We start from the raw sequence: 22030 nt of genomic DNA, 5'->3' as shown, positions 1-22030 counted from the left end.
GCGACCGCGTTTGCTGCCCACTATCTTCATGTCACTGAGCTGCACTGGCTCAATGGCATTGTTCACAGGGAATCTAGAATGCCCCAAAGACAAGTAATCAATGCATCGGTAAGCCCTAAAGGCAGCCTGGAAACGCTGTCCCAACGTGAAGTCCAACAACTGAGCGAAGCCGGCTCAGGCAGTATCTACAAGCTGTTTCGCCAGTGCGCCCTGGCCATCCTCAACACTGGCACCCACATCGACAACGCCAAGACTATTCTCGAGGCCTATGAGGACTTCGAGGTTCGCATTCACCAGCAGGATCGTGGAGTCCGCCTGGAACTGCTCAACGCACCAGCGGATGCCTTCGTCGACGGCGAGATGATCGCCAGCACCCGGGAAATGCTGTTCAGCGCCCTGCGCGATATCGTCTATACCGAGAACGAACTGGACAGCCCGCGCATTGACCTGAGCAGCTCCCAGGGCATCACCGACTACGTTTTCCACCTGCTGCGCAACGCCCGTACCCTGCGTCCCGGTGTCGAGCCGAAAATGGTGGTGTGCTGGGGTGGGCACTCGATCAACACCGAGGAGTACAAATACACCAAGAAGGTCGGTCACGAACTCGGCCTGCGCCGTCTGGATGTCTGCACCGGTTGCGGGCCTGGCGTGATGAAGGGGCCGATGAAAGGCGCCACCATCGCCCACGCCAAGCAGCGCATGACCGGCGGCCGTTACCTGGGTTTGACCGAACCAGGGATCATCGCCGCCGAGGCGCCGAATCCGATCGTCAACGAACTTGTCATCCTTCCGGATATCGAGAAGCGCCTTGAGGCATTCGTTCGAGTGGGTCACGGCGTCATCATTTTTCCCGGTGGTGCCGGCACCGCCGAAGAATTTCTTTACCTGCTCGGCATCCTGATGCATCCGGACAACCGCGACCTGCCCTTCCCCGTGATCCTGACCGGGCCGAAGAGCGCGGCGCCCTATCTCGAGCAATTGCACGCGTTCGTCGGCGCTACCCTGGGGGAAGAAGCACAGAGTCACTACCAGGTCATCATCGACGACCCGGCTGAAGTTGCCCGGCAAATGACCGAAGGGCTGAAGGCAGTCAAACAATTCCGCCGGGAGCGCAACGACGCCTTCCATTTCAACTGGCTGTTGAAGATCGAGGAAGGCTTCCAGCGCCCGTTCGACCCGACCCACGCCAACATGGCCAACCTTGCGCTCAAACGCGACCTGCCACCTCACGAACTGGCGGCCAACCTGCGACGGGCCTTTTCCGGGATCGTTGCCGGCAATGTGAAAGACAAGGGCATCCGCCTCATCGAGCAGCATGGCCCCTACAAGATCCATGGCGATGCGGCTGTCCTGCAGCCTCTGGACCACTTGCTGCAGGCCTTCGTGCGACAGCACCGGATGAAGCTGCCAGGCGGCGCGGCGTATGTGCCCTGCTATCGAGTGGTTGCCTGATAAACGGCCGGGGGGGGGGATTGGCTTGGCCCCGTAGCAGCTGCCGAGCCCCGCGAGGCTGCGTTCGAGCCGGGGTCGCGCTCGTCCGCAGTCCTCGCAAAATCCTCCGCCCCCAGTTTCCTTAGGAAGACCCCATCGCCCGATTTAACGCCTGCTTCGTCCGAACGCGGCCCGAGTCGAACGCAGCCTCGCAGGCTTGGCAGCTGCTACACGAGCCTGATATCCGGCACGGCACAGACAAGCTCTCGCTACTACACTGAACAATTGCCCTACACAAGAAGTGCTCAGGAGCTTATCGCCGTTCGCAATGGACCTGTGAGGGTTTGCATTCACAGTGATATCGGACAGGACGACGCTATGGCGTCCCACTGGTCCCGGACCGGCATTAGCTCCGGGAACTCACGCAGCAGACGGCTTCCCGGCATTGCGTCTGCGCTGTCGCCCTGATCATCTATCCAGCCACCGCCGAGCAGGTTGTCAGTTGATCAAACAACTCCAGTGGACTGTGGCGCTCTGCAGGAGGACAGGCAAATGGACGAGGCCAAACTTAATGACTTCATGGGCAAGCTAGTCTCCGACATGGGCGGAGCGGCGATGCTCGCCAGCATGATCCTCGGCGAAGAGCTCGGTCTGTACCGGGCCATGGCCGACAGCCAGCCCGTCACCCCCGAAGTACTCGCCGACCGGACCGGTTGCAACCCGCGACTACTTCGTGAGTGGCTCAGCGCTCATGCGGCTTCGGGTTACATGGAGCACAAAGACGGGCAGTTCCGCCTGCCAGAGGAGCAAGCCCAGGCATTGGCGATCGAGGATTCTCCGGTCTATGTAGCGGGTGGCGCCTCGGTGGTCGCCGCGTTGTTCCATGACAAGGACAAACTGGTCACTGCCATGCGCGGCAATGGCGCCCTGTCCTGGGGTGATCACCATCCGTGCATGTTCAACGGTACGGAACGCTTCTTCCGGCCTGGCTATCGGGCGCACCTGATTGCCGAGTGGTTGCCGGCCCTGGACGGGGTGGTCGAGAAGCTCAAGGTCGGGGCCAAGGTGGCAGACATCGGCTGCGGACACGGCGCATCGACCGTGATCATGGCCCAGGCCTTCCCGGCATCACGTTTCGTTGGCGTCGACTTCCACGCACCGTCCATCAGCACCGCCAAGCAACGCGCGCAAGAAGGTGGCGTGGCGGATCGCACCAGTTTCATTCAGGGCACCGCCAAGGACTACCCTGACAACGATTACGACCTGATCTGCTACTTCGATTGCCTGCACGACATGGGCGACCCGGTCGGCGCCGCCCAGCATGCGGCGAGAGCGCTCAAGCCGGACGGTACGGTACTGCTGGTGGAACCTTTCGCCAACGATACCCTCGACGAAAACATGACCCCGGTGGGGCGTTTGTTCTACGCCGCGTCGACCTTCATCTGCACGCCGAACTCGCTGTCCCAGGAAGTCGGTCTTGGATTGGGTGCGCAAGCCGGAGAGGCGCGCTTGCGTGAGGTATTCACCAAGGCCGGGTTCAAGCATTTCCGCCGGGCCACGCAAACCCCGTTCAACCTGATCCTCGAGGCGCGCAAGTAACCGGTAGTTGCATATCGTTGGCATGGCGCCGATGGCGGGCGGCGCCATGCCAGGGTGTCCCTAGCGGACCAGGCTCAAAAGGGTATGGTCAATTTCATCCAGTAGGCATCGCCTTCGGCACGATTTCGCACCGCGGTTTCCTGTTCCCATTTCGCCGTCAGGAACCAGCCTTTGTCGCTGGTGTACTTCACCGATGGACCCACGGCAAACGAGCGCCCCTTGTTGTCTTCGATCCGTTCGCCGTTTTGTCGGTCATCGGTGGTCTGGCGATAGGCGTAGCCTCCCACGCCAACCACCCAACCGTTACCCAGGCCCCAACCCAGCGCATAGTCCACGTGCAGTTCCTGGCCGGAACGGTAATCGGTGGCGGGGTTTTCCAGGTTGAAGTCGTACATGATTTTCGCGTCGATATTCAATCCCGCGGGATCGATGTACGACAGTGCGAAGACCGGTTGGATGCCCCAGTAGTTGCGACCGATGTTGGCCAGGTCATGGCGATCGTAGTCACCGCTGGGTGCCAGAAAATCGAGGGCGACCAGGGTGTGCAACTTTTCGCTCAGGTGATACCCCAGCGCTGGCCCGAAAATGATATCGCCCAAGCCCTGCTTGCTTTGCGACTGGTCATTGACCTCGACCTTGAGGTCGACCAGCGGCACGATGGCATGGAAGGCCAGGCTGCCGCCCAACACTTGCTGTTCGGTCACCCAGATCAACCGGGGGGCGATCGAGTTGGCCCGGACCCGGAAATCCACCGGCAGTTTTTTCCCGTCATTGCCGCGCAGTGAATCCGCTTCGTAATGGCCAATGTAAAACTGCGCATAGAACCCTGGCGGCGGCACGGCCCCGGACAGGTAATTTTCCGCGCCCATCGGATAGGTGGAGCCCCCGCCTTCGGTGGCCTGAGCGTTGCCCGCAAGCCCCGCCAAAAGACTCAAACCGGCACAGTGCAGAAGTCTGCGGGCATTGATCGCTGATTCTTGCTTCATCGTTGATGACCTTTATTGTTTTTATGATCGGACAAGGCGTTGCCGCCCGGGCGGCGAGATGGGCAACGCCAAAGCAGTAAGCTCAGATACGTTTGAAGAGTGCTGAACGGGTGTTCTGCGTAGCGCCATCCGCTGCGCTGTAGAAGCGCTCCATGAAAATGTCGCGTTCAAACAGACGCCCTTGCATCAAGCAGCTGATCGCCGCATCAATCATCGGTGGCGGGCCGCACAGGTAGGCTTTGTTGGAACTGAAGCGACCGTCGAAGTGGACCTTTGCCGCTTCGTGCACGTAGCCGTTGAAACCGCCCCACTCGGCATCGTCGGCCTGGCTGAGCGCCGGAACATAGATGAAGTTAGGGTGGCGCCGCGCCAGTTCCTCGAACAGCTCGCGGTTATACAGTTCGGCGAGATTGCGCGCGCCCTGAAACAGCACGATGCGCCGCGTGTCATTGGCTTCGAGCAGGTCGAGGATCATTGACTGCGGGCTGGACAGGCCGGAACCACCGGCAATGAAAATCAAATCACCAGCCTGTGAGGTGCGAACAAAGAACTGCCCATAGGGCCCCGACAATTCAACGGCATCACCGACTTTCAGTTCCTTATGGATGCTCCCGGTGGCCTTGCCCCCGTCCACCAGCCGCACATGCAGCTCGACTTCATCGGCACGGCTCGGCGGATTCGCCAGGGAGAACGCCCGCGTGCCTTCGATGCCCGGCAGTTGCAGGTTGATGTACTGCCCGGACTGGAATGCCATCGGCCGATCCAGTTTCAGGTGCAGGCCCTTGATGGTCGGCGACAGATCGATCAGTGCCGTCACCACCGCCCGGTAATCCTCGACCGGGTGACCGGCGAAATCCGGATCGACGTCGATGTCAGCCTCGATGACCATGTCGCTTTGCGGTATGGCGCAACAGGCAAGGATCTTGCCCTCGTCACGCTCCATGTCCATCAGCGCGAAGGACGAAGCAGCGCCAAGGTCCGCATCGCCTTCGAGGACCTGGACCTTGCAGGTGGCGCACGTGCCATGGCCACAGGCGAAGGGCAGCCAGACACCCTGGCGCAGGGCGGCCTGCAGAATGGTCTGGCCTTCTTCCACGTCTATTTGCTCGCCCGTGGGTTCGATGGTGACTTGATAGCTCATGCTCGTTTCCTCAGTTGAACGTGCCGGCGATGCCGTTCAAGCCCGGGGTTGCCAGATGCAACAGGCTCTTATGGCCGATACCGTTTTCAATCAGACTGGCCGCGCCATTCGGGATAAAGGCCTGATCGTCCAGGCGCCACTGGGCTTGGCCGAAGTCCACCCGGGGCGCATCCGGATGCTGGGAAATCGACGGCTTGACCACCTGTTCGATGAAGTCTGCAAAGCTCATCTCAGGCGCTAGCGGGAAAGTGAATGGCGCGCAAAACATCAGGTGTTTTTCCCAGCACAGGTACACCAGTTGCAGGCCGTGGAAATTTTCCTGGCGATCCAGGGCGTGGGCCTCATACGGGCCGATGGCAGTCACGGGCATGATCTTGTCCTTTCTTGTTATGACGCAGTGTTCTTGTGGTGCAGGCGCTCGCCTGGGCGTGCGCCTGGATCGAGGCGGCCCGGTTCAACCGGTCTTGAGCAGATCGGGGTCGGGCGGGGTGGCCGGCGTGCTGTGCTTGTCGTTCGGATGCCAGTCCTGCCAGCGGCGATGTTCCATCGAGCCCAGGTACTCGAGGTTGTCTTCCCCGGAATTGATGTTGTAGTAATCGCGGACCACCGATTCGACGTCGGCACCGCCGCAGTTGCCTTGCAGAATCTGATGCACCGGCAGCCAGGCCTGGATGTACTTCTCGGGCTCGTGCTGGAAGATGTCGCAGCAACCATCGGAGCAGAAGTGGTAGCGATCGCCGGCGTGTTCGGCGCTGCGGTGGCTGAGGGTGGTCGGGTCATCCGGTTCGCTGAAGCCCAGCGGGATCTGGCAGATCTGGCACAGCATCGGCAGGGTCGGGTTGTAGAACCGCTCGCCCTTCTCCTGCAAGGCTCGCCAGTGTTCGAAGCGCGGGCGATAGATCGCGTCGAAGGTGTCCGGGTATTTTTCCGAAAGCCAGTCCAGCTCTTCGTCGGTGGGCATCCAGGTATGGAAGTTGGTCGCCTGGCTGTACTGGTAGAAAATCGACCAGGCCTGATGGGTGATGTGCTCCTTGCCGATGTTCGCCTCTTCGACGTACTTCGGTGGACGGATGCCGTAGCGCTCCAGGTCCTTGAACAGTGCACCGCCGGCCTCTTCGAAATACACGCCCCAGGCTTCGGACCAGGACATGACTTTGTTCGGCAGCATGTAGTCCATCATCATCCCGACCAGGGTCAGCAGGCGGTAGCCGCGCCAGAACCACTTGTCGATCCAGCGCTGGATGATCGGCACGTTGTCTTCGTGCTGCTCGAGGAGGAACTTGATCACCTCAAGGCCGAGGGTCATGTGCCGCGCTTCGTCCGATTGCGCGGAGAAGCCAAAGGTCACGGTGGCCATGTCGCCGTTGAACGCCGCGCCGGACATGAACGGCACGAACAACAGGTTGGTCAGCACGTATTCGAACGAGAAGGAAATCGCCGTGAGGAATTCGAACGGCCCGGCGGTGCGCGCATCTTCGAAGAATGATTTAGGTACCGAGAGAAACCACACCCGGTCATGCATGTGAGCGAAATCATGCAGGCCGTTGAAGTGCTTATTGTAGTGACTCATGGCGTGAATCTGGGTCTGCACGTGGCGCAGTTCGTCGATGGCCTGCATCTGGCAAGCGACCCGTGCACCGGCTCCGCTGAACTGCCGGCCGACCCGGGCGAACCCCTGGTACGCCTGGTATTCAAGCGGCGTGACGCCAGATAAAAACAGCTTCAAGGCGTTGACATATCGCGCGTCGGACAAGGTGGTGTGGCCGTTGTTCTGCGAGAACGCGTCGAAGATCGCGTAGAGCTTCTTCTCTTTCTCGGCCTGGTACTTCCAGTAGGTGTCCATGGTCAGGCGGAAGGGGTCTTCCCACTTGTCCCAATCGGTAATCTTGATCCCCTCGAAACGCTCGTGAGGAAAAATGTCTTCGTGGCTCTGGTAGCTCGGCTCCCAGTCCAGATCTCGGGTCATGCAACGGTATTTCTCTTTGGCATTCAGGCGTTTTTTCGCGGCCATGATGACTCTCCCGGCTCTTGTATTTGTCTAAAGGAAAAGCTGATCAGTTGTTCCAGTGCAGGGAAAAGCTGTCGTCCTCTTCCTCGACGTTGCCGCCCAGGGTGATGACGTACATCAGCATTTCCTGGATGTCCCATGGACTACCGGTGATGCTCTCCACCGTTTCGCGGCGGATCTCCAGGCGCCCTTCGGCTTCGATGCGGATCATCGAAGGCTGGTGCTGGACCTCGGCACCCGGGTTGTCCTGAACGATGGCGTCGACGATGGAACGCGAGTAGTCGGTGTCCTGCAGGTTGATATACACACGCGATTTCATGGGGCTACTCCGGTCAGGCCGATCTTCTTCAAGCGGGCGGCAAATTCGCTGCAGACCTCATCCAGCGCGGCATCGCCCGGGACCCTCGCCGCCAGTGGACGCAAGGCGTGCACCGCGCGCAGGCTCCAGTAGTCGATCCAGCCCTCGACGCGGGTCTTGTTTTCCGGGCTTTCATTGATCACGGTCTTGACCAGGGCATCGACCCAGCGCTGGCTTTCGGCGAACCACAGGCGCATGAACTCGGTGAGCATGCCCACCTGCCCCGCGCCGCTGGCACTGAGTTGGTCGTCGAATTTGTGGAACAGCAGCGGATACACCAGGCCATCGCTGATCAGGTTCTGGGCCAGGGTCAGCTCGAACCAGTCGCGCACCACCAGGGTGTCTTCCACATAACGGCGCAGCCCTTGCCAGGCCGGGTCGTTCAGCCACTGCTGCTTGGCCTTGGCGAGCAGCAGGACGTCACCGTCATCGAGCATCAGGCCGATGCGCGACAGGTATTGGGCGATGCCCAGACGGTCCATGGCATGGAACATGTGCATCTGGGTCAGGCTGGTGCCGAAGCCATCGGCGGCGATGTTGCTGTTGTTCATGTTCGCGCCCAGCTCCGCATGGCGCAGCGGCAGCAACAGCGAACTGATGTGTTCGAGGCTCTGGGCGTCGAGGCCGGCGAGCATGTTGCGCTTCTCGCAGAAGGCGTAATCGTGCTCGGCGTTTTCCTGCATTTTTGCCCGGGCCTGGACATAGGCGCCGTAGTAATACTGGCGAGGGTCGGTGACTGTGCCCCAGTCGGCCATGACCACGCTGGTGCGGGTCTGGTCGTTAAGCAATTTGTCCGGCTGCCACAGGGGGCGGTAATGGAAGTTGGTCGCCGACTCGAGGTCGAAACTGGCCTCTTGATAACGCGTGGCGACTTTGTCACCGAAGCGCCGACGGGTATGACTGAAGGTATTGCGCAGGGTCTCTACCGTCGTCGTCTTGATTTCTACACTCATGGCTTTGGGTCCTGTCATTGTTGTTGTAGTCAGGCAATACACAGCGGCTCAGTTGCTCGAATCCTCGTTGCCGGGATCTGCCGCGGACTCGCCGTAACGCCACTTCTGCATGTCCGCATCGATTGCCTCGGACATCTGCGCATCCATGTGCTGCACCCGGTTGGTCACGCAGAACTGCTCGAAGGCCGGACGCGGCATGACCAACTCGACGTACAGGTCCGGCGTGCCAATGGCGAAGTCGAATTCGACGAAGGTGTCCTCCAGCGAACTGCGCACCCGGACGTAACGGGGCAAACGATCAAAGGGGTTGGTTTGGCACTTCATGTTCTGCTCCTCGGTCGGGCTGAACAGAGCAGAGCAATGCCTGTGCCAAGGCTTTTAAAATGAATGGATTTAGCTATTAACTAATTGATTAAAAACAGATAAATAGGACAGAAGCAGAATAAGCGGGAAGCGTTAGGAAGGTAGATTCAGACTTGAATCCCCAGGGGATTTGATCATTTGATCAATTGAAAAAAGCCTTTTGAGCAAATGGATCAAAGGCGCCCGGAATTGACTTTCTCGACAAATTCAGGCCGTTTATTAAATAGTTTTTGTGGCAGGACTTGAGCCGAACTCAATCCTGAAAACCCTGCAGACCCAATGCGAGAGATCGTCATCCGCCTGAAAAGCGATCAAGGCCTGCAACACAAAAAAAGTCCCTACTATAAAAAAAACCGGGGTTAGCGTGCATGAGCATGAAATACAGAGCTTCGGAGCATTCTCCGTTACTCAAGGACTTGGCCGATCGCATTCGCTTTCTCGGCGGCGAAGGCAAGATCTGGCTCGACGAGCAACGCATGTTGCTGATGCAGGTGTCAGCCATGGCGTCCTGTCGTCGTGAGCTGATCGAAATGGTCGGCGAAGAGCGCGCCAAAGGATTTTTCCTGCGCCTGGGTTATCAGTCAGGGCTGAAGGACGCCGAACTTGCGCGCAAACTTCGGCCCAATGGCAGCGACATCGAGATGTTTCTCACCGGCCCGCAATTGCATTCGCTCAAGGGCATGGTCAACGTTCGGCCGCTGAAAATGGACATCGACCTGGAGACCGGACACTTCTACGCCGACATCGAATGGGTCGATTCCTTTGAAGTTGAAAACCACCAGAGCGAGCACCTGGAGTCAAAACAACCGGTGTGCTGGATGCTGTTGGGTTATGCGATCAGTTACACCTCGTTTTTCGTCGGCCGGCAGATCATCTACAAGGAAGTGAGTTGCCGTGGCTGTGGCGATACCCAGTGCCGGATCATCGGCAAGCCGGCCCAGGAATGGGAGGATGCAGAAGCGTTCATGCATTACTTCCAGAGTGACCCGATCATCGAGGAACTGCGCACCTTGCAGATCCAGGTCGAGAGTCTGGGCGAGCGCCTCGACCTGCGCGCCGGACAGTTCTATGGCATCGGCCAGTCCGCGGTGTATCGCAAGACCTGTGCGCTGATCGACAAGGCCGCTCCCGGCAAGACCTCCGTGTTGTTGACCGGCGAGACCGGCGTCGGCAAGGAAATCATCGCCCGCAGCGTGCACCTGCGCAGCGAACGGGCCGACGGGCCATTCATTGCGCTGAACTGCGCGGCCATTCCCCCGGATCTGATCGAGTCCGAGTTGTTCGGCGTCGAAAAAGGTGCCTACACCGGCGCCAATCAATCGCGAATGGGCCGTTTTGAACGGGCCCATGGCGGGACGCTGTTTCTCGACGAAATCGTCGAACTGACGCCCCGGGCCCAGGCCAGTCTGTTACGCGTTTTGCAGGAGGGTGAACTGGAGCGCGTGGGTGACAGCCAGATCCGCCGCGTCGATGTACGCGTCATCGCCGCGACCCATGAGGACCTCGCCCAGGCAGTCAAGTCCGGGCGGTTTCGCGCCGATCTTTATTACCGGCTGAATGTCTATCCAGTGAAAATCCCGGCCCTGCGTGAGCGCCGCGAGGATATTCCACTGCTCATCGAGCACTTCCTCGACAAACTCCGCGCGAGCTACCCGAAGAAAATCCTTGGGCTCTCCGATCGTGCGCTCGAAGCCTGCATGCGTTATGACTGGCCGGGGAATATCCGTGAGCTGGAAAACCTCATCGAGCGCGGCGTGATCATCACCGATAACAACCAGAGCATTTCTGTCGACGCGCTGTTCCCCCACCTGTCGGACGAAGCGCAGAGCATCGGGCTGACCAGCGAGGGCAACCTGATAAGCCAGGAAATAGACGCCGGCAGCGACTGGGCCGAACAATTGATCGATCTCGGCCTGAGCCTGGAAACGGTGGAGCAGGCCCTGATGCAAGGGGCGTTGAAACGCACCGGGCAAAACGTTTCGCAAGCCGCGCGGTTACTCGGCATGACCCGCCCTGCCCTGGCCTATCGGCTGAAGAAAGACCCGGATGAAAGCGAACTGGATCCCGGCTCGGTGACAAAATGACTGGCGGATTGGAACACCTGTCCTGACAGCACTTTACGCTCGACAAAAAAACCGCTCGATGACGTTTTTCCCGCGTATGTGTGCCGCTTTGGTCCTTGCCCTGCCGGCTCATCTCTAGGATTCTGTACAGACCCCATCAGGGCGGTTAGCGGCCGCCCCAAGTACCGCACTGGAGAGGCCCGCATGAAGACCGTAGCCGAATTGCTGAAGTTGAAGGTCAAGCACAACCAGCAAGTCCATACCATCCCCAAGGATCACACGGTGCTGGAAGCGCTGATGGTCATGGCCGAGAAAAACGTCGGTGCTTTACCGGTGGTGGAAAATGGCCTGGTGGTCGGCATGATCAGCGAGCGCGACTATGCCCGCAAGCTGGTCCTGCATGGACTGTCTTCGGTCCGCACGCCGGTCAGCGCCATCATGAGCGCGCCCGTCATCACGGTGGATTCCCACCAGACCGTCGAGAGCTGCATGGGCATCATGACCGACAGCCACCTGCGCCACTTACCGGTGGTGGAGAACGGCCAACTGCTCGGCTTGCTGTCCATCGGCGACCTGGTCAAGGAAGCCATCGCCGAACAGGCCGACCTGATCCGGCAGCTGGAGCAGTACATTCGCGGGGAGTAGGCCGAGCGAAAGTGCTTCAACTCCGGCATTGGCAGCGGTGCTCGACATGACCGATGGACTTGACTGCGAGCCTCTCGAAAAACTTTGCCACTGGATGGCGGAGCGACCCTTTTTGATCCTTACCGGCGCCGGCATCAGCACGCCTTCCGGAATTCCCGATTACCGCGACACCGAGGGCGTACGTCGCGGCAAGGCGCCGATGATGTATCAGGAGTTCCTCAGCGCCCCCGCGGCGCGTCGGCGGTATTGGGCGCGGGCGATGCTCGGTTGGCCGCGGATCCGCCAGGCTCGGCCGAATGCCGCCCATCAGGCACTGGCCAGCTTGCAATCGCGGCAGCGGATCGCCGGGCTGATCACGCAAAACGTCGACACCCTGCATGATCAAGCCGGCAGCCAGGATGTGATCGAGCTGCACGGCAGTCTGCATAGGGTGCTGTGCCTGGATTGCGCGCAGCGCTCTGATCGCCATGCCATCCAGATCCTCATGGAAGCACAGAACCCTTATCTGGCTGGAGTCGACGCCGTTCAGGCGCCGGACGGCGATACCCTGCTCGATCCGGCTTTCGAAGCCCGCTTCCAGGTCCCCCGCTGCCCCCACTGCGACGGCGAACGGCTGAAGCCGGACGTGGTGTTCTTTGGCGAGAACGTCGCCCAGGCAACTGCCGCCAAGGCCATAGGCTGTGTCGAACAGGCTGCCGGGTTGCTGGTGATCGGGTCATCACTGATGGCCTATTCGGCGTTTCGCCTGTGCCGGGCGATCGCCGAGCAACACAAGCCGCTGATCGCCATCAACCTGGGCAAGACCCGCGCCGACGATCTGCTGGATCTGAAAATCGAAGCGTCCTGCGAACAGCTGTTACCGCTGATCGCTGAACGCCTGGCGTGACCCGTCTCAAACCAGACCGGAAAAGCGTTCTCCCAACTGTTCATCCTGCAAGATGTCAAATAACGCCTGGGCCGCCGCCGACAACTCATGCCCCGAATTGGTCAGCACGCCAATAGCTCTGGTCAGTGGGTCGCGCAGGGTGATGCAGCGCGCGCCCAGTTCGTGCATCTGCCCGGCACACAAGGCCGGCACCACGCTCACCCCCAGTCCGCTGGCAACCATCCGCCCGACCGTCGCCAACTGGTGACTCTCCAGCTCCACCGGCAGTTTCATGTTGCGCGCCTGCAGATGCTCCTCGAGCATGACGCGCACGGTCGAGGGCCTTTGCAAGGTAATGAACGGCAGCTTCAACAAGGATTGCCAGTCAGTTTCACCGCGACCGGCCAACGGCGAATCACTGGGTACCACGGCCACGAAGCGGTCGATGTACAAGGGCGTGAACTGCAGCGAAGAACTCTGCTGCGGCTCGAAGGCCACGCCCAATTCCACCTGGCGGTCGCGGACCATTTCCAGCACCTGCTCGTTGATCACGTCGTTGACCGTAACGTTGACGTGGGGGTAGCGCGAGCGAAAGGTTTTCAGAATCGACGGCAATAGATTGCCGGCAAAGGAAGGCATCGCCGCGAGGGTCACGCGGCCACGCTGCAGGGTAAAGCGTTGACGCAGCTCGTCCTCGGCATTGTCCCAGTCGGCAATCAACCGCCGCGCCAGTGGCAGCAGCGCGTCACCTTCCGGGGTCAGTGCAACATTGCGCGTGGTGCGGCTGAACAGGCGCCCACCCAGCCCTTCCTCCAGGGCCTTGATCGTCAGACTCAGGGCCGACTGGGACAAGTGCAGGCGCTCGCAGGCCACGGCAAAGCTGAGGCTGTGGGCCACAGCAAGAAATGCTCGGATCTGTTTGACGGTCATCTGTGATGCCTTTGCAGGTCGATTATGCTGTTTTATCTATTAATCAAACTTAAAAATCAACTTAACAAATGAATTTCACAACGCAACACTCTTTGCCATACGGCTAGCCAGCCGCCCACAAAGAATAAAAGAGGATGGTGCATATGGCAGGTTTCGATAAGCGCGTGGCTTCCTACGAGGAAGCATTGGCTGGTCTGGAAGACGGCATGACCGTGATTGCCGGTGGCTTCGGTCTGTGTGGTATCCCGGAAAACCTGATCGCCGAGATCAAGCGCAAAGGCACTCGTGAACTCACCGTGGTCTCGAACAACTGCGGCGTCGACGGTTTCGGCCTTGGCGTGCTGCTGGAAGACCGGCAGATCCGCAAAGTAGTCGCCTCCTATGTCGGTGAAAACGCCCTGTTCGAGAAGCAACTGCTCAGCGGCGAAATCGAAGTCGTACTGACCCCCCAAGGCACCCTGGCGGAAAAAATGCGCGCTGGCGGCGCTGGCATCCCGGCGTTCTTTACCGCCACCGGCTACGGCACTCCGGTTGCAGACGGCAAGGAAACCCGCGAGTTCAAGGGTCGTCCGTACCTGATGGAAGAATCCATTACCGGCGACTTCGCCATCGTCAAAGGCTGGAAAGCCGATCACTTCGGCAACGTCATCTATCGCCACACCGCACAGAACTTCAACCCGCTGGCTGCCACCGCCGGCAAGATCACCGTGGTCGAAGTCGAGGAAATCGTCGAACCGGGCGAGCTGGACCCAACGCAGATCCACACCCCTGGCATCTACGTGGACCGGGTCATTTGCGGAACCTTCGAGAAGCGCATCGAACAGCGCACCGTACGTTCCTGATCCCAGCCCATCCAGCCCGCAGCTCTTGATTACAGAGCATGGAGAACAACAATGGCACTAACCCGCGAACAAATGGCTCAGCGCGTCGCCCGCGAAATGCAGGACGGCTACTACGTGAACCTCGGCATCGGCATCCCGACCCTGGTCGCCAACTACATCCCCGAAGGCATGGAAGTCATGCTGCAATCGGAAAACGGCCTGCTCGGCATGGGTTCATTCCCTCGCGAAAATGAAGTCGACGCCGACATGATCAACGCTGGCAAACAGACTGTTACCGCGCGCATCGGCGCGTCGATTTTCTCTTCCGCCGAGTCCTTCGCGATGATTCGCGGCGGCCATATCGACCTCACCGTGCTCGGTGCCTTTGAAGTCGACGTGCAAGGCAACATCGCTTCATGGATGATCCCCGGCAAACTGGTCAAGGGCATGGGCGGCGCGATGGACCTGGTGGCCGGTGCCGATAACATCATCGTCACCATGACCCACGCCTCCAAGGACGGTGAGTCGAAACTGCTGTCGCGCTGCAGCCTGCCGCTGACTGGCGCCAACTGCATCAAACGCGTGCTGACCGACCTGGCCTATCTGGAAATCCGTGACGGCGCGTTCATCCTCAAGGAACGCGCGCCCGGCGTCAGCGTCGAGGAAATCATCAGCAAGACCGCCGGTAAACTGATCGTGCCTGAGCACGTTCCAGAAATGCAGTTCAGCGCTTGATGAGGAGTGATTCGATGCAAGAAGTCGTGATTGTTGCCGCAACCCGTACTGCCATCGGCAGCTTCCAGGGTTCGCTGGCCAGCATCCCCGCGCCGGAACTCGGTGCTGCGGTGATCCGCCGTCTGCTGGAGCAGACCGGCTTGAACCCCACCGACGTGGATGAAGTCATCCTCGGCCAGGTCCTCACCGCCGGCAGCGGCCAGAACCCGGCACGCCAGGCCTCGATCCTCGCCGGCCTGCCCCACGCGGTCCCGGCACTGACCCTGAACAAAGTCTGCGGCTCGGGCCTCAAGGCCCTGCACTTGGGCGCGCAAGCGATTCGTTGCGGCGATGCGCAAGTGATCATCGCCGGCGGCATGGAAAACATGAGCCTGGCGCCGTACGTCCTGCCGGCTGCCCGCACCGGCCTGCGCATGGGCCATGCCAAGATGATCGACAGCATGATCACTGATGGCCTGTGGGACGCGTTCAACGACTACCACATGGGCATCACCGCCGAGAACATCGTCGACAAGTACAGCCTTACCCGCGAGCAACAGGATGCCTTCGCCGCCGCCTCGCAGCAAAAGGCTACGGCGGCCATCGAGGCCGGTCGCTTCGCTGACGAAATCACCCCGATCCTGATCCCGCAGCGCAAAGGCGATCCACTGTCCTTCGCGGTCGACGAACAACCCCGCGCCGAGACCACCGCAGCCTCCCTGGCCAAGCTCAAACCGGCCTTCAAGAAAGACGGCAGCGTCACCGCCGGCAACGCCTCCAGCCTCAACGACGGTGCCGCTGCCGTACTGCTGATGAGCGCCGACAAAGCCAAGGAACTCGGCCTGCCGGTTCTGGCGCGCATCGCCAGCTACGCCAACGCCGGCGTCGACCCGGCGATCATGGGCATCGGCCCGGTATCGGCGACCCGTTTGTGCCTGAAAAAAGCCGGCTGGAGCCTCGGCGAGCTGGACCTGATCGAAGCCAACGAAGCCTTCGCCGCCCAGTCACTGGCAGTCGGCAAAGAGCTGGAATGGGATGCGAGCAAGGTCAACGTCAACGGCGGTGCGATTGCTTTGGGTCACCCGATCGGCGCATCGGGATGCCGGGTGCTGGTGTCCCTGCTCCACGAAATGATCAAGCGTGACGCCAAGAAAGGCCTCGCCACCTTGTGCATCGGTGGCGGCCAGGGTGTAGCGCTGGCGATCGAGCGGACGTAAGTCCGCAAGCGTTCAACAGGTAGAGCCAGGATCCACGAAAATCCGGTTTTAACTGGCAAGAAACCAGGCGCGACTCCGGTCGCGCCTGGCCTGGATTCCCTTCGAGCCTATGGGCTCAATGACAGCCCTCCAGGATCCCGGTCCGCAGGGTTCTGCTCAGCCATTTCCCGATCGCCTTCGAGTTCAAATTCAGCCTGCAGCATCGCCACGAACGCATCGCGAGCAGGATGGTGCGTGGAATGCTCGTGCCAATAGAACAGGTTATCGATGGCCGTGAGCTCCGGAAATTCATAACCTGCCCAGCCGGAACTCGGTCCGTATTGCTCAAAGATTCCCCGGGGAACCAAGGCGACACCAGCGCCCGCGCTGACGCATCCGGCGATGGCCCCATAGCTGGCAATGCTGACGATGGACTGATCTTGACCCTGCCGGGCCAGCCAGCGCTCCAGCGCCGCCCGATAGGGACATCCCGTTGGCCACATGAAGATGGCCTTGCCCTGCAAGTCTGCCGCATCGCGCAACGGTCCCAGGGAAGGCGAAGCAATCAGCACCAGATCTTCTCGATAGATGAAGGTTCGCTTGAGCAGTGGGCGTTCGACATCGACCGCAACGATCACCCCATCGAGCTTGTGGCTCAAGGTGTCATCCAGCAACTGCGACCAGGTGCCGGTGCTCAGTTCAAGTGAGACAGACGGAAAACGTGCGTGGAATTTCGCCAACAGCCGAGGTAATCGGCCTGTCGCAGAGGACTCGATCGCCCCGATTCTCAACGGGCCAGTCGGTGTTGCCAGGGGATCGACTGCGCGCTTGGCCTCGTCGGACAGGGCCAGAATTTTAGCGGCATAGCTCAGGAACACCTCGCCTGCCGGGCTAATGCGCAACCCCCTGCCTTGGCGATAGAACAAGGCGACGCCCAGTTCAGCTTCCAGTGACTTGATGCGTGCGGTGATGTTCGACGGCACGCAGTGCAATACCTCAGCCGCGCGCGCAATGCTGCCGGTATCCGCGACCGTTTTGAACATCCGAATCTGTGCCAGCTCCATAAGTCACCCAAAGTGAATGGTTGGCTCATTATAAGTCGGTTGTAGTGAATGAATAGACTTCTGATACTCAGCCTGCAAGGTCAGAAAGTGCGTCGTGAAGCGATAGCCGCTTTGACCTTTTCGCTTAATGGTTGAGTGGCTGGAGCAGCAAAATGTCAGGTTGTCCACCTGTGAAAGTCGTCGTGGCGGCGATGTTCGTCATCCTCTGCTGGGCCTATTCGCCGATCGGGATCCGTATCGGTTTACAGGCCTACGAACCCGGCCACCTGGCATTGCTACGGTTTCTGATCGCCTCGGCCTTCATGGCAATCGTCGCCCTGTTCATGGGTATTTCGTTGCCCAGGCTCAGGGACCTTACGCTGCTGGTGATCCTTGGCTTTTTTGCCGTCAGCCTGCATCACCTTGCCTTGAACTTCGGCCAGCGCGGGGTAAGCGCCGGAGCGGCCAGCGTGCTGGCGCAGTCCACGCCTTTATTCAGTACGCTGTTGGCTCATTTCATTTTCAAGGATCGGGTCAGTCCCTGGCGTTGGGCCTGTGTGTTGCTCGGCATGCTCGGAGCGATAGTCGTGGTCACGGGTGACCATGGTTTTGGCAGCGTTGACGCCCACGGCTTGTTGATCCTGCTTGCGGCGTTGTCCTGGAGCATTTACTTCACCCTGCAAAAGCGCCACTCCCACCGCTACAACGGTTTGACGCTGGTCTGCTACACGGTCTGGTCAGGAACCGCGCTGCTGCTGATTTATTTGCCCGGGCTGGCCAGCGAGATTGCGCGAGCACCGATGAAGGTTGATCTTGCAGTGGTGATTCTGGGCATTTTTCCGAGCGCACTGGCTTATCTCGCATGGGCCTATGTCCTGACACACCTTGACCTGACTCGTGCCTCGATGATGCTTTACCTGATACCGCCCACGGCGATGCTGATGGCCGCCTTTGTTCTCGGGGAGCGACCCTCGATGCTGGTGGTACTGGGCGCAACCATTATTCTGGTCAGCGTCCTGGCGTTGAACCTGGAGCGCGAACGGCTCGCCGTTTCCGTTGGCAGAACCTAGGCTCTGCACGAAACCCCTTGAAACATCATTTCAAACAAAGGCGCTAGGGTCGCTGTAAAACTTGTTTGTGTGTCACCTTCAACCCACAGTACCGAGCACACGTAATTGCAGATGCCATTCGAAGTACCCAAGGTAATTGCTCAATTTATTGGCGATACCCCACCTGTAGCCGACGAAGTCGGTGAGTCTCCCTGCAGCGTTTACGGGTTCACCCGAGGGAATGAACGCTTCTTTCTTAAAACTTGCGCAGCGGTCTATGCACCCACTACCTACAGCGTCCTGCGTGAAGCTCGCGTGCTGGAATGGCTGGATGGCCATCTAAGTGTGCCCGAGGTTGCAGTCGTTGCCGAGAGCGCCGAAGGCGAGTTCATGATCACACGCTGTGTGCCAGGTGAACCGATACACGCGCGCAGCGACGATCAGGGCGCGGTGTTAGAGCTATTTCGCGATGCACTCCGTCAGTTACAAGCGGTACCCATCGCCGATTGCCCGTTCGACGCAAGTGCGTCGTTGCGCCTGAACGAATTGGAGTATCTGCTCGCGCGTGACCTGTGTGAGAAAGAGTACGACCTTCAACAGTGGTCGAACCTGAGCACGCCCGAGGAACTACTGGCTCGCTTATACGCCACGCTACCGAGCGAGGAATGGGGGTTCAGTCATGGCGACCTCTGTGACACTAATGTTTTCGTCGATGCACATGACCAACTGCATTTCATCGACCTGGGTCGTGGCGGTATCGCGGATCGCTGGTTGGACATCGCGTTTGTCCATCGTAACCTGCGCGAAAATCTCTCACAAAATGCAGCAGAAGACTTTCTCAAAGGGCTGGGCGAGCCTGACCACCCTGTGAAACGTGAGTTTTTCGAACAGTTGGATGAGCTGTTCTAGAAATCCCTGTCTCTATAGAATCCGCCGCCATCAGAGCCAGGAAGCCAAGATGGCAAAACGGTACGAACGCCCCGATGCAGCTTGGGATCGGGTTGCGGACATCTTCAGTGAAACCCGCCGCAGCGCACGCCCACGAGCAGATGATTGCCTGATGCTCAACGGCGTTCTCTACCTAGTCAGGCTTAGGCTCCTGCGGCACCGCAAACACCCCATTGGCCCGCGCTACCACACGCTCTCCAACCTGCAGGCTGACAGTGGCAAAGGCCATCTGGCGGCCGCGTTTGGAATGTTCGAGACGTACCTCCAGCCACTCGCCGACGTGCGCCGCGCCGAGGTAATCCAGGGTCATGCTGGCAGTAATCAGCGGCAGTGGCGGATCGCTGGAAAAAGCCATGGCATACCCCATCCCGATATCCGCCAGGGTCGCCAGTACTCCACCGTGCACGGTGCCACGCCCATTGGCATGACGCTGGTCAGCCCGCAGACCGATCTCCAGCTGCAAGCCACTGCCCCGGCAATACACCGGGCCGAGCAATTCGAGCAGAGGACTGCTGCGGGGTAAAGGGATGAAGCCTTCGGGGAGTGGGGAGTCATTCATGGGGACGTCTTCCTTTGCGACTTTCAGAGCCGTATGCCCGGCGTGAATTGATGTGTAGTGAAAATCTGTGGAGGCGGCCATCTAGATCAATGAGGCAAATCCAGGGTTATAAGTCAGGACTCGAAATACAGTGCTCTTGCTCCAATGCCGGTCAGTTAACAAAGATCTCTGACCTGATGATCAATTGTGGCGAGGGAGCTTGCTCCCGTTCGGCCGATCCGCGCCCGGGGGCAGCAGTCGTAAAGCAGACTAATGAGTTCTACCTTACATACGGTGGGTACAGGTTTTGGGAGCGCTTCGCACTCCAGCGGGAGCAAGCTCCCTCGCCACAGGTTCTGCATTCGGCGCCTCGACACTTGACTGACTGGCATTCGCCCACTCCCATCACTCACATCGATGTTCACCATCGACCCAATGAAGTTCTCATAAAAATCCTGTCGCGTAACATCAGCTCCATACCAACTTATGACACCCCGGAGCACACCACCATGAAACGCCAAATCTTCCTCAGCATCGCTTTCTCGGTACTTGCAGCCAACGCTTTTGCCGCTTCCTCGGTTCAGCCAGTCCTCGCTGAAGGAGGCTCGGATCGCTTGATCGAAAGCCGTGTTGCCGAAGGCGGTTCGGATCGTCTGATCGAAAACCGCGTTGCTGAAGGTGGCTCGGATCGTCTGATTGAAAACCGCGTCGCTGAAGGTGGTTCGGATCGTTTGATCGAAAACCGCGTCGCTGAAGGTGGCTCCGATCGCTTGATCGAAAACCGCGTCGCTGAAGGTGGTTCGGATCGCCTGATCGAGAACCGCGTCGCTGAAGGTGGTTCCGATCGTCTGATCGAGAACCGCGTCGCTGAAGGTGGTTCGGATCGTCTGATCGAGAACCGCGTTGCTGAAGGTGGTTCGGATCGTCTGATCGAGAACCGCGTCGCTGAAGGTGGTTCGGATCGTCTGACCCAGAATCAGAACCATGCATGAATAGCCTTACTGCGGCACTCAACCCAAAAGCCCGGCTTGATCAGCCGGGCTTTTTTATGGGTGATCAGTTCGCACGGTCAACGACCCGCTGCCCTTTTCATGCAGCGCTGATGGCGTTCGTCGACCCGTTTGGCGAACCAGGCGGTGGTGAGTTTTCGGGTGATTTTCGGGCTTTTCAGCACGATACCCGGCAACACCGCACGGGGCAGTGGTTTACCTTCAGCCTGCTCGGCCAAGGCGAAGACTCGCCGGAAGAGCGTGCTGTCTTCGAATTCCAGGCTGTCGCCCTGCTCCAGCTGGCGTCTGATCGTCGGGTTGCGCAGGCCAAGCTGCTTGCCCAGGGTGCGCACCGCCAGTTCCGTGGTCCCGGGCATGATTGAGCCGTGGAGAATCAGGTCGCCATCGAGGGCCAGGGGGATGCCCGAAGCGCTGCTGACGGCATTCTGGAAAGCGGCGTTGCGGCTGGCGTACCAACCGGCATTGAAATCGGCGAAGCGATACAGCGGCTTGGAGTAACTCACCGGATAACCGAGCAAATGCGCGATACCGAAGTACAGGCCACCGCGCCGGCTGAATACTTCCCGGCGAATCGAACCTTCCATGGGATAGGGATAGTCCTGCGCCTGACTTTCGGCAAAGTCGATGCTGACTTGCATCGGGCCGCCGGTATGTACCGGATTGAAACTCCCGAAAAGGGTGCGGCCCATTGGCACCATGCCGATGAAGTCGTCGAAAATGCCGCTGATTTCCTTTTCGGTGCGGGCGGCATTCAGGCGTTCGCTGTAGCTTTTACCGTTCGACGAGCGAGCCATCAGGGCACCGTTCACCAAAAGACTGGGGACATGCACCGCTGCCGCGCGGCGGTCGATCTCCTCCCGGGCGATTTTCCCCAGCCCCGGCACTGCGGGATCAACCTGGAAAGTCGACTCCTGTTCGGTCACTGCCAGTACTGAACAGAGGTTTTCCGTGGTCGGCGCAAGGCCTTGCGCGGCGAAAGCTGCATAGATGTCGGTGGCCCAGCCCTCACGGTCAACGGTCTTGGGCGGCAATAGCCGAACAAGCTTCGCCTTCACCTCGGCCGGTCGTGCCGGCGCCTCCTGGGTGCGTTGGCTGCCGCAGCCGGCCAGCACCAGCAAGGTGGCGATACCCATGATTAATCGATTTGCGCGCATGTTTCCCCGAATCAAGCTGTTGGGCCAATGGAGCGACTATGAACAAAGCCACCGCGGATATCGACCCTTGAGCCGAACGGCTGTTCAATATCAGGTGTCTGCTCCGCACCCTTGGCAATGGAAAAGGAAATGCCGTTGTACTTCAATTGAGATTCTGAGGACTGCGCATGCTATTACAGGCCATGCGCAAAACTTGTGGCGAGGGGGCTTGCCCC

Annotated in this window: 22 protein-coding genes; 11 read left to right on the top strand and 11 right to left on the bottom strand. The window is 59.6% G+C overall.

Annotated features, from left to right (window positions below):
• The first annotated feature begins 78 nt into the window (after window positions 1–78).
• Entirely contained in the window at window positions 79–1452 is a 1374-nt protein-coding gene (gene ppnN, locus F8N85_RS29515; protein ID WP_150806988.1) for a nucleotide 5'-monophosphate nucleosidase PpnN, read from the top strand.
• 531 nt (window positions 1453–1983) lie between these two features.
• Window positions 1984–3030 (top strand): class I SAM-dependent methyltransferase, encoded by a 1047-nt coding sequence (locus F8N85_RS29510; protein WP_150806987.1) that lies wholly within the window; start codon window positions 1984–1986, stop codon window positions 3028–3030.
• A 74-nt stretch (window positions 3031–3104) separates the two neighbouring features.
• On the opposite strand, the gene F8N85_RS29505 is transcribed toward F8N85_RS29510, so the two are convergent.
• The 7 genes from F8N85_RS29505 to F8N85_RS29475 all read right to left on the bottom strand — a co-directional run bounded on the left by F8N85_RS29505 (window position 3105) and on the right by F8N85_RS29475 (window position 8800).
• Window positions 3105–4016, bottom strand: coding sequence for a transporter (locus F8N85_RS29505; RefSeq protein WP_150806986.1), 912 nt, complete (start codon window positions 4014–4016; stop codon window positions 3105–3107).
• An 82-nt stretch (window positions 4017–4098) separates the two neighbouring features.
• Window positions 4099–5157: an NADH:ubiquinone reductase (Na(+)-transporting) subunit F gene (locus F8N85_RS29500; protein WP_150806985.1), complete on the bottom strand. Its 1059-nt coding sequence runs from the start codon at window positions 5155–5157 to the stop codon at window positions 4099–4101.
• Window positions 5158–5167: 10 nt separating this feature from the next.
• Complete coding sequence (locus F8N85_RS29495) at window positions 5168–5527, bottom strand: phenol hydroxylase subunit P4 (protein WP_150806984.1); 360 nt, start codon at window positions 5525–5527, stop codon at window positions 5168–5170.
• Window positions 5528–5611: 84 nt separating this feature from the next.
• A complete protein-coding gene (locus F8N85_RS29490) occupies window positions 5612–7168 on the bottom strand; it encodes an aromatic/alkene/methane monooxygenase hydroxylase/oxygenase subunit alpha (protein ID WP_150806983.1) in 1557 nt (518 codons plus the stop codon).
• Window positions 7169–7211: 43 nt separating this feature from the next.
• Complete coding sequence (locus tag F8N85_RS29485; RefSeq protein WP_150806982.1) at window positions 7212–7484, bottom strand: MmoB/DmpM family protein; 273 nt, start codon at window positions 7482–7484, stop codon at window positions 7212–7214.
• The gene (locus tag F8N85_RS29480) at window positions 7481–8476 is read right to left on the bottom strand and encodes an aromatic/alkene monooxygenase hydroxylase subunit beta (RefSeq protein WP_150806981.1); all 996 of its coding nucleotides are present in this window, start codon (window positions 8474–8476) and stop codon (window positions 7481–7483) included. Before F8N85_RS29480 ends, F8N85_RS29485 begins: the two co-directional genes overlap by 4 nt.
• Window positions 8477–8524: 48 nt before the next feature.
• The gene (locus F8N85_RS29475; protein ID WP_150806980.1) at window positions 8525–8800 is read right to left on the bottom strand and encodes a phenol hydroxylase subunit; all 276 of its coding nucleotides are present in this window, start codon (window positions 8798–8800) and stop codon (window positions 8525–8527) included.
• Window positions 8801–9207: 407 nt separating this feature from the next.
• On the opposite strand from F8N85_RS29475, the gene F8N85_RS29470 reads away from it, so the two are divergent.
• The 3 genes from F8N85_RS29470 to F8N85_RS29460 all read left to right on the top strand — a co-directional run bounded on the left by F8N85_RS29470 (window position 9208) and on the right by F8N85_RS29460 (window position 12433).
• The gene (locus tag F8N85_RS29470; protein WP_150806979.1) at window positions 9208–10923 is read left to right on the top strand and encodes a sigma-54-dependent Fis family transcriptional regulator; all 1716 of its coding nucleotides are present in this window, start codon (window positions 9208–9210) and stop codon (window positions 10921–10923) included.
• A gap of 183 nt (window positions 10924–11106) precedes the next feature.
• Complete coding sequence (locus F8N85_RS29465) at window positions 11107–11547, top strand: CBS domain-containing protein (RefSeq protein WP_150806978.1); 441 nt, start codon at window positions 11107–11109, stop codon at window positions 11545–11547.
• 46 nt (window positions 11548–11593) lie between these two features.
• The gene (locus F8N85_RS29460) at window positions 11594–12433 is read left to right on the top strand and encodes an NAD-dependent protein deacetylase (RefSeq protein ID WP_150806977.1); all 840 of its coding nucleotides are present in this window, start codon (window positions 11594–11596) and stop codon (window positions 12431–12433) included.
• A 6-nt stretch (window positions 12434–12439) separates the two neighbouring features.
• Here the strand turns inward: F8N85_RS29460 and F8N85_RS29455 are convergent, their stop codons facing one another.
• The gene (locus tag F8N85_RS29455) at window positions 12440–13342 is read right to left on the bottom strand and encodes a LysR family transcriptional regulator (protein WP_150806976.1); all 903 of its coding nucleotides are present in this window, start codon (window positions 13340–13342) and stop codon (window positions 12440–12442) included.
• A gap of 143 nt (window positions 13343–13485) precedes the next feature.
• Here F8N85_RS29455 and F8N85_RS29450 point away from each other — a divergent pair, with 143 nt between their 5' ends.
• Genes F8N85_RS29450 through F8N85_RS29440 form a run of 3 tightly spaced genes read left to right on the top strand, consistent with a single transcriptional unit; the run spans window position 13486 to window position 16094 of the window.
• Window positions 13486–14184, top strand: a complete 699-nt coding sequence (locus tag F8N85_RS29450) for a CoA transferase subunit A (protein WP_150806975.1) — start codon at window positions 13486–13488, stop codon at window positions 14182–14184.
• Window positions 14185–14235: 51 nt separating this feature from the next.
• Complete coding sequence (locus F8N85_RS29445) at window positions 14236–14898, top strand: CoA transferase subunit B (RefSeq protein WP_150806974.1); 663 nt, start codon at window positions 14236–14238, stop codon at window positions 14896–14898.
• 14 nt (window positions 14899–14912) lie between these two features.
• Window positions 14913–16094, top strand: coding sequence for an acetyl-CoA C-acetyltransferase (locus tag F8N85_RS29440; RefSeq protein WP_150806973.1), 1182 nt, complete (start codon window positions 14913–14915; stop codon window positions 16092–16094).
• 107 nt (window positions 16095–16201) lie between these two features.
• Here the strand turns inward: F8N85_RS29440 and F8N85_RS29435 are convergent, their stop codons facing one another.
• Window positions 16202–17137 carry a LysR family transcriptional regulator gene (locus F8N85_RS29435; RefSeq protein ID WP_150806972.1) on the bottom strand — a complete coding sequence of 312 codons (936 nt, stop codon included), beginning with the start codon at window positions 17135–17137 and terminating at the stop codon, window positions 16202–16204.
• Window positions 17138–17289: 152 nt separating this feature from the next.
• Here F8N85_RS29435 and F8N85_RS29430 point away from each other — a divergent pair, with 152 nt between their 5' ends.
• Window positions 17290–18186, top strand: a complete 897-nt coding sequence (locus F8N85_RS29430) for a DMT family transporter (RefSeq protein ID WP_150806971.1) — start codon at window positions 17290–17292, stop codon at window positions 18184–18186.
• Window positions 18187–18297: 111 nt separating this feature from the next.
• Complete coding sequence (locus F8N85_RS29425; protein ID WP_150806970.1) at window positions 18298–19074, top strand: APH(3') family aminoglycoside O-phosphotransferase; 777 nt, start codon at window positions 18298–18300, stop codon at window positions 19072–19074.
• Between the two features lie 172 nt (window positions 19075–19246).
• Here F8N85_RS29425 and F8N85_RS29415 read toward each other — a convergent pair whose 3' ends face one another.
• Window positions 19247–19672, bottom strand: coding sequence for a PaaI family thioesterase (locus F8N85_RS29415; RefSeq protein ID WP_150806969.1), 426 nt, complete (start codon window positions 19670–19672; stop codon window positions 19247–19249).
• 488 nt (window positions 19673–20160) lie between these two features.
• Here F8N85_RS29415 and F8N85_RS29410 point away from each other — a divergent pair, with 488 nt between their 5' ends.
• Window positions 20161–20643: a phage infection protein gene (locus F8N85_RS29410; RefSeq protein WP_150806968.1), complete on the top strand. Its 483-nt coding sequence runs from the start codon at window positions 20161–20163 to the stop codon at window positions 20641–20643.
• A 77-nt stretch (window positions 20644–20720) separates the two neighbouring features.
• Here F8N85_RS29410 and F8N85_RS29405 read toward each other — a convergent pair whose 3' ends face one another.
• Complete coding sequence (locus F8N85_RS29405; protein ID WP_150804438.1) at window positions 20721–21815, bottom strand: DUF1615 domain-containing protein; 1095 nt, start codon at window positions 21813–21815, stop codon at window positions 20721–20723.
• Window positions 21816–22030: the final 215 nt, after the last annotated feature.

Source organism: Pseudomonas fluorescens, from assembly GCF_902497875.1.
Classification (GTDB): Bacteria; Pseudomonadota; Gammaproteobacteria; order Pseudomonadales; family Pseudomonadaceae; genus Aquipseudomonas; species Aquipseudomonas fluorescens_BR.
The sequence above is the reverse complement of the archived record's forward strand: the minus strand, read 5'-3'. Positions and strand labels throughout refer to the sequence as shown.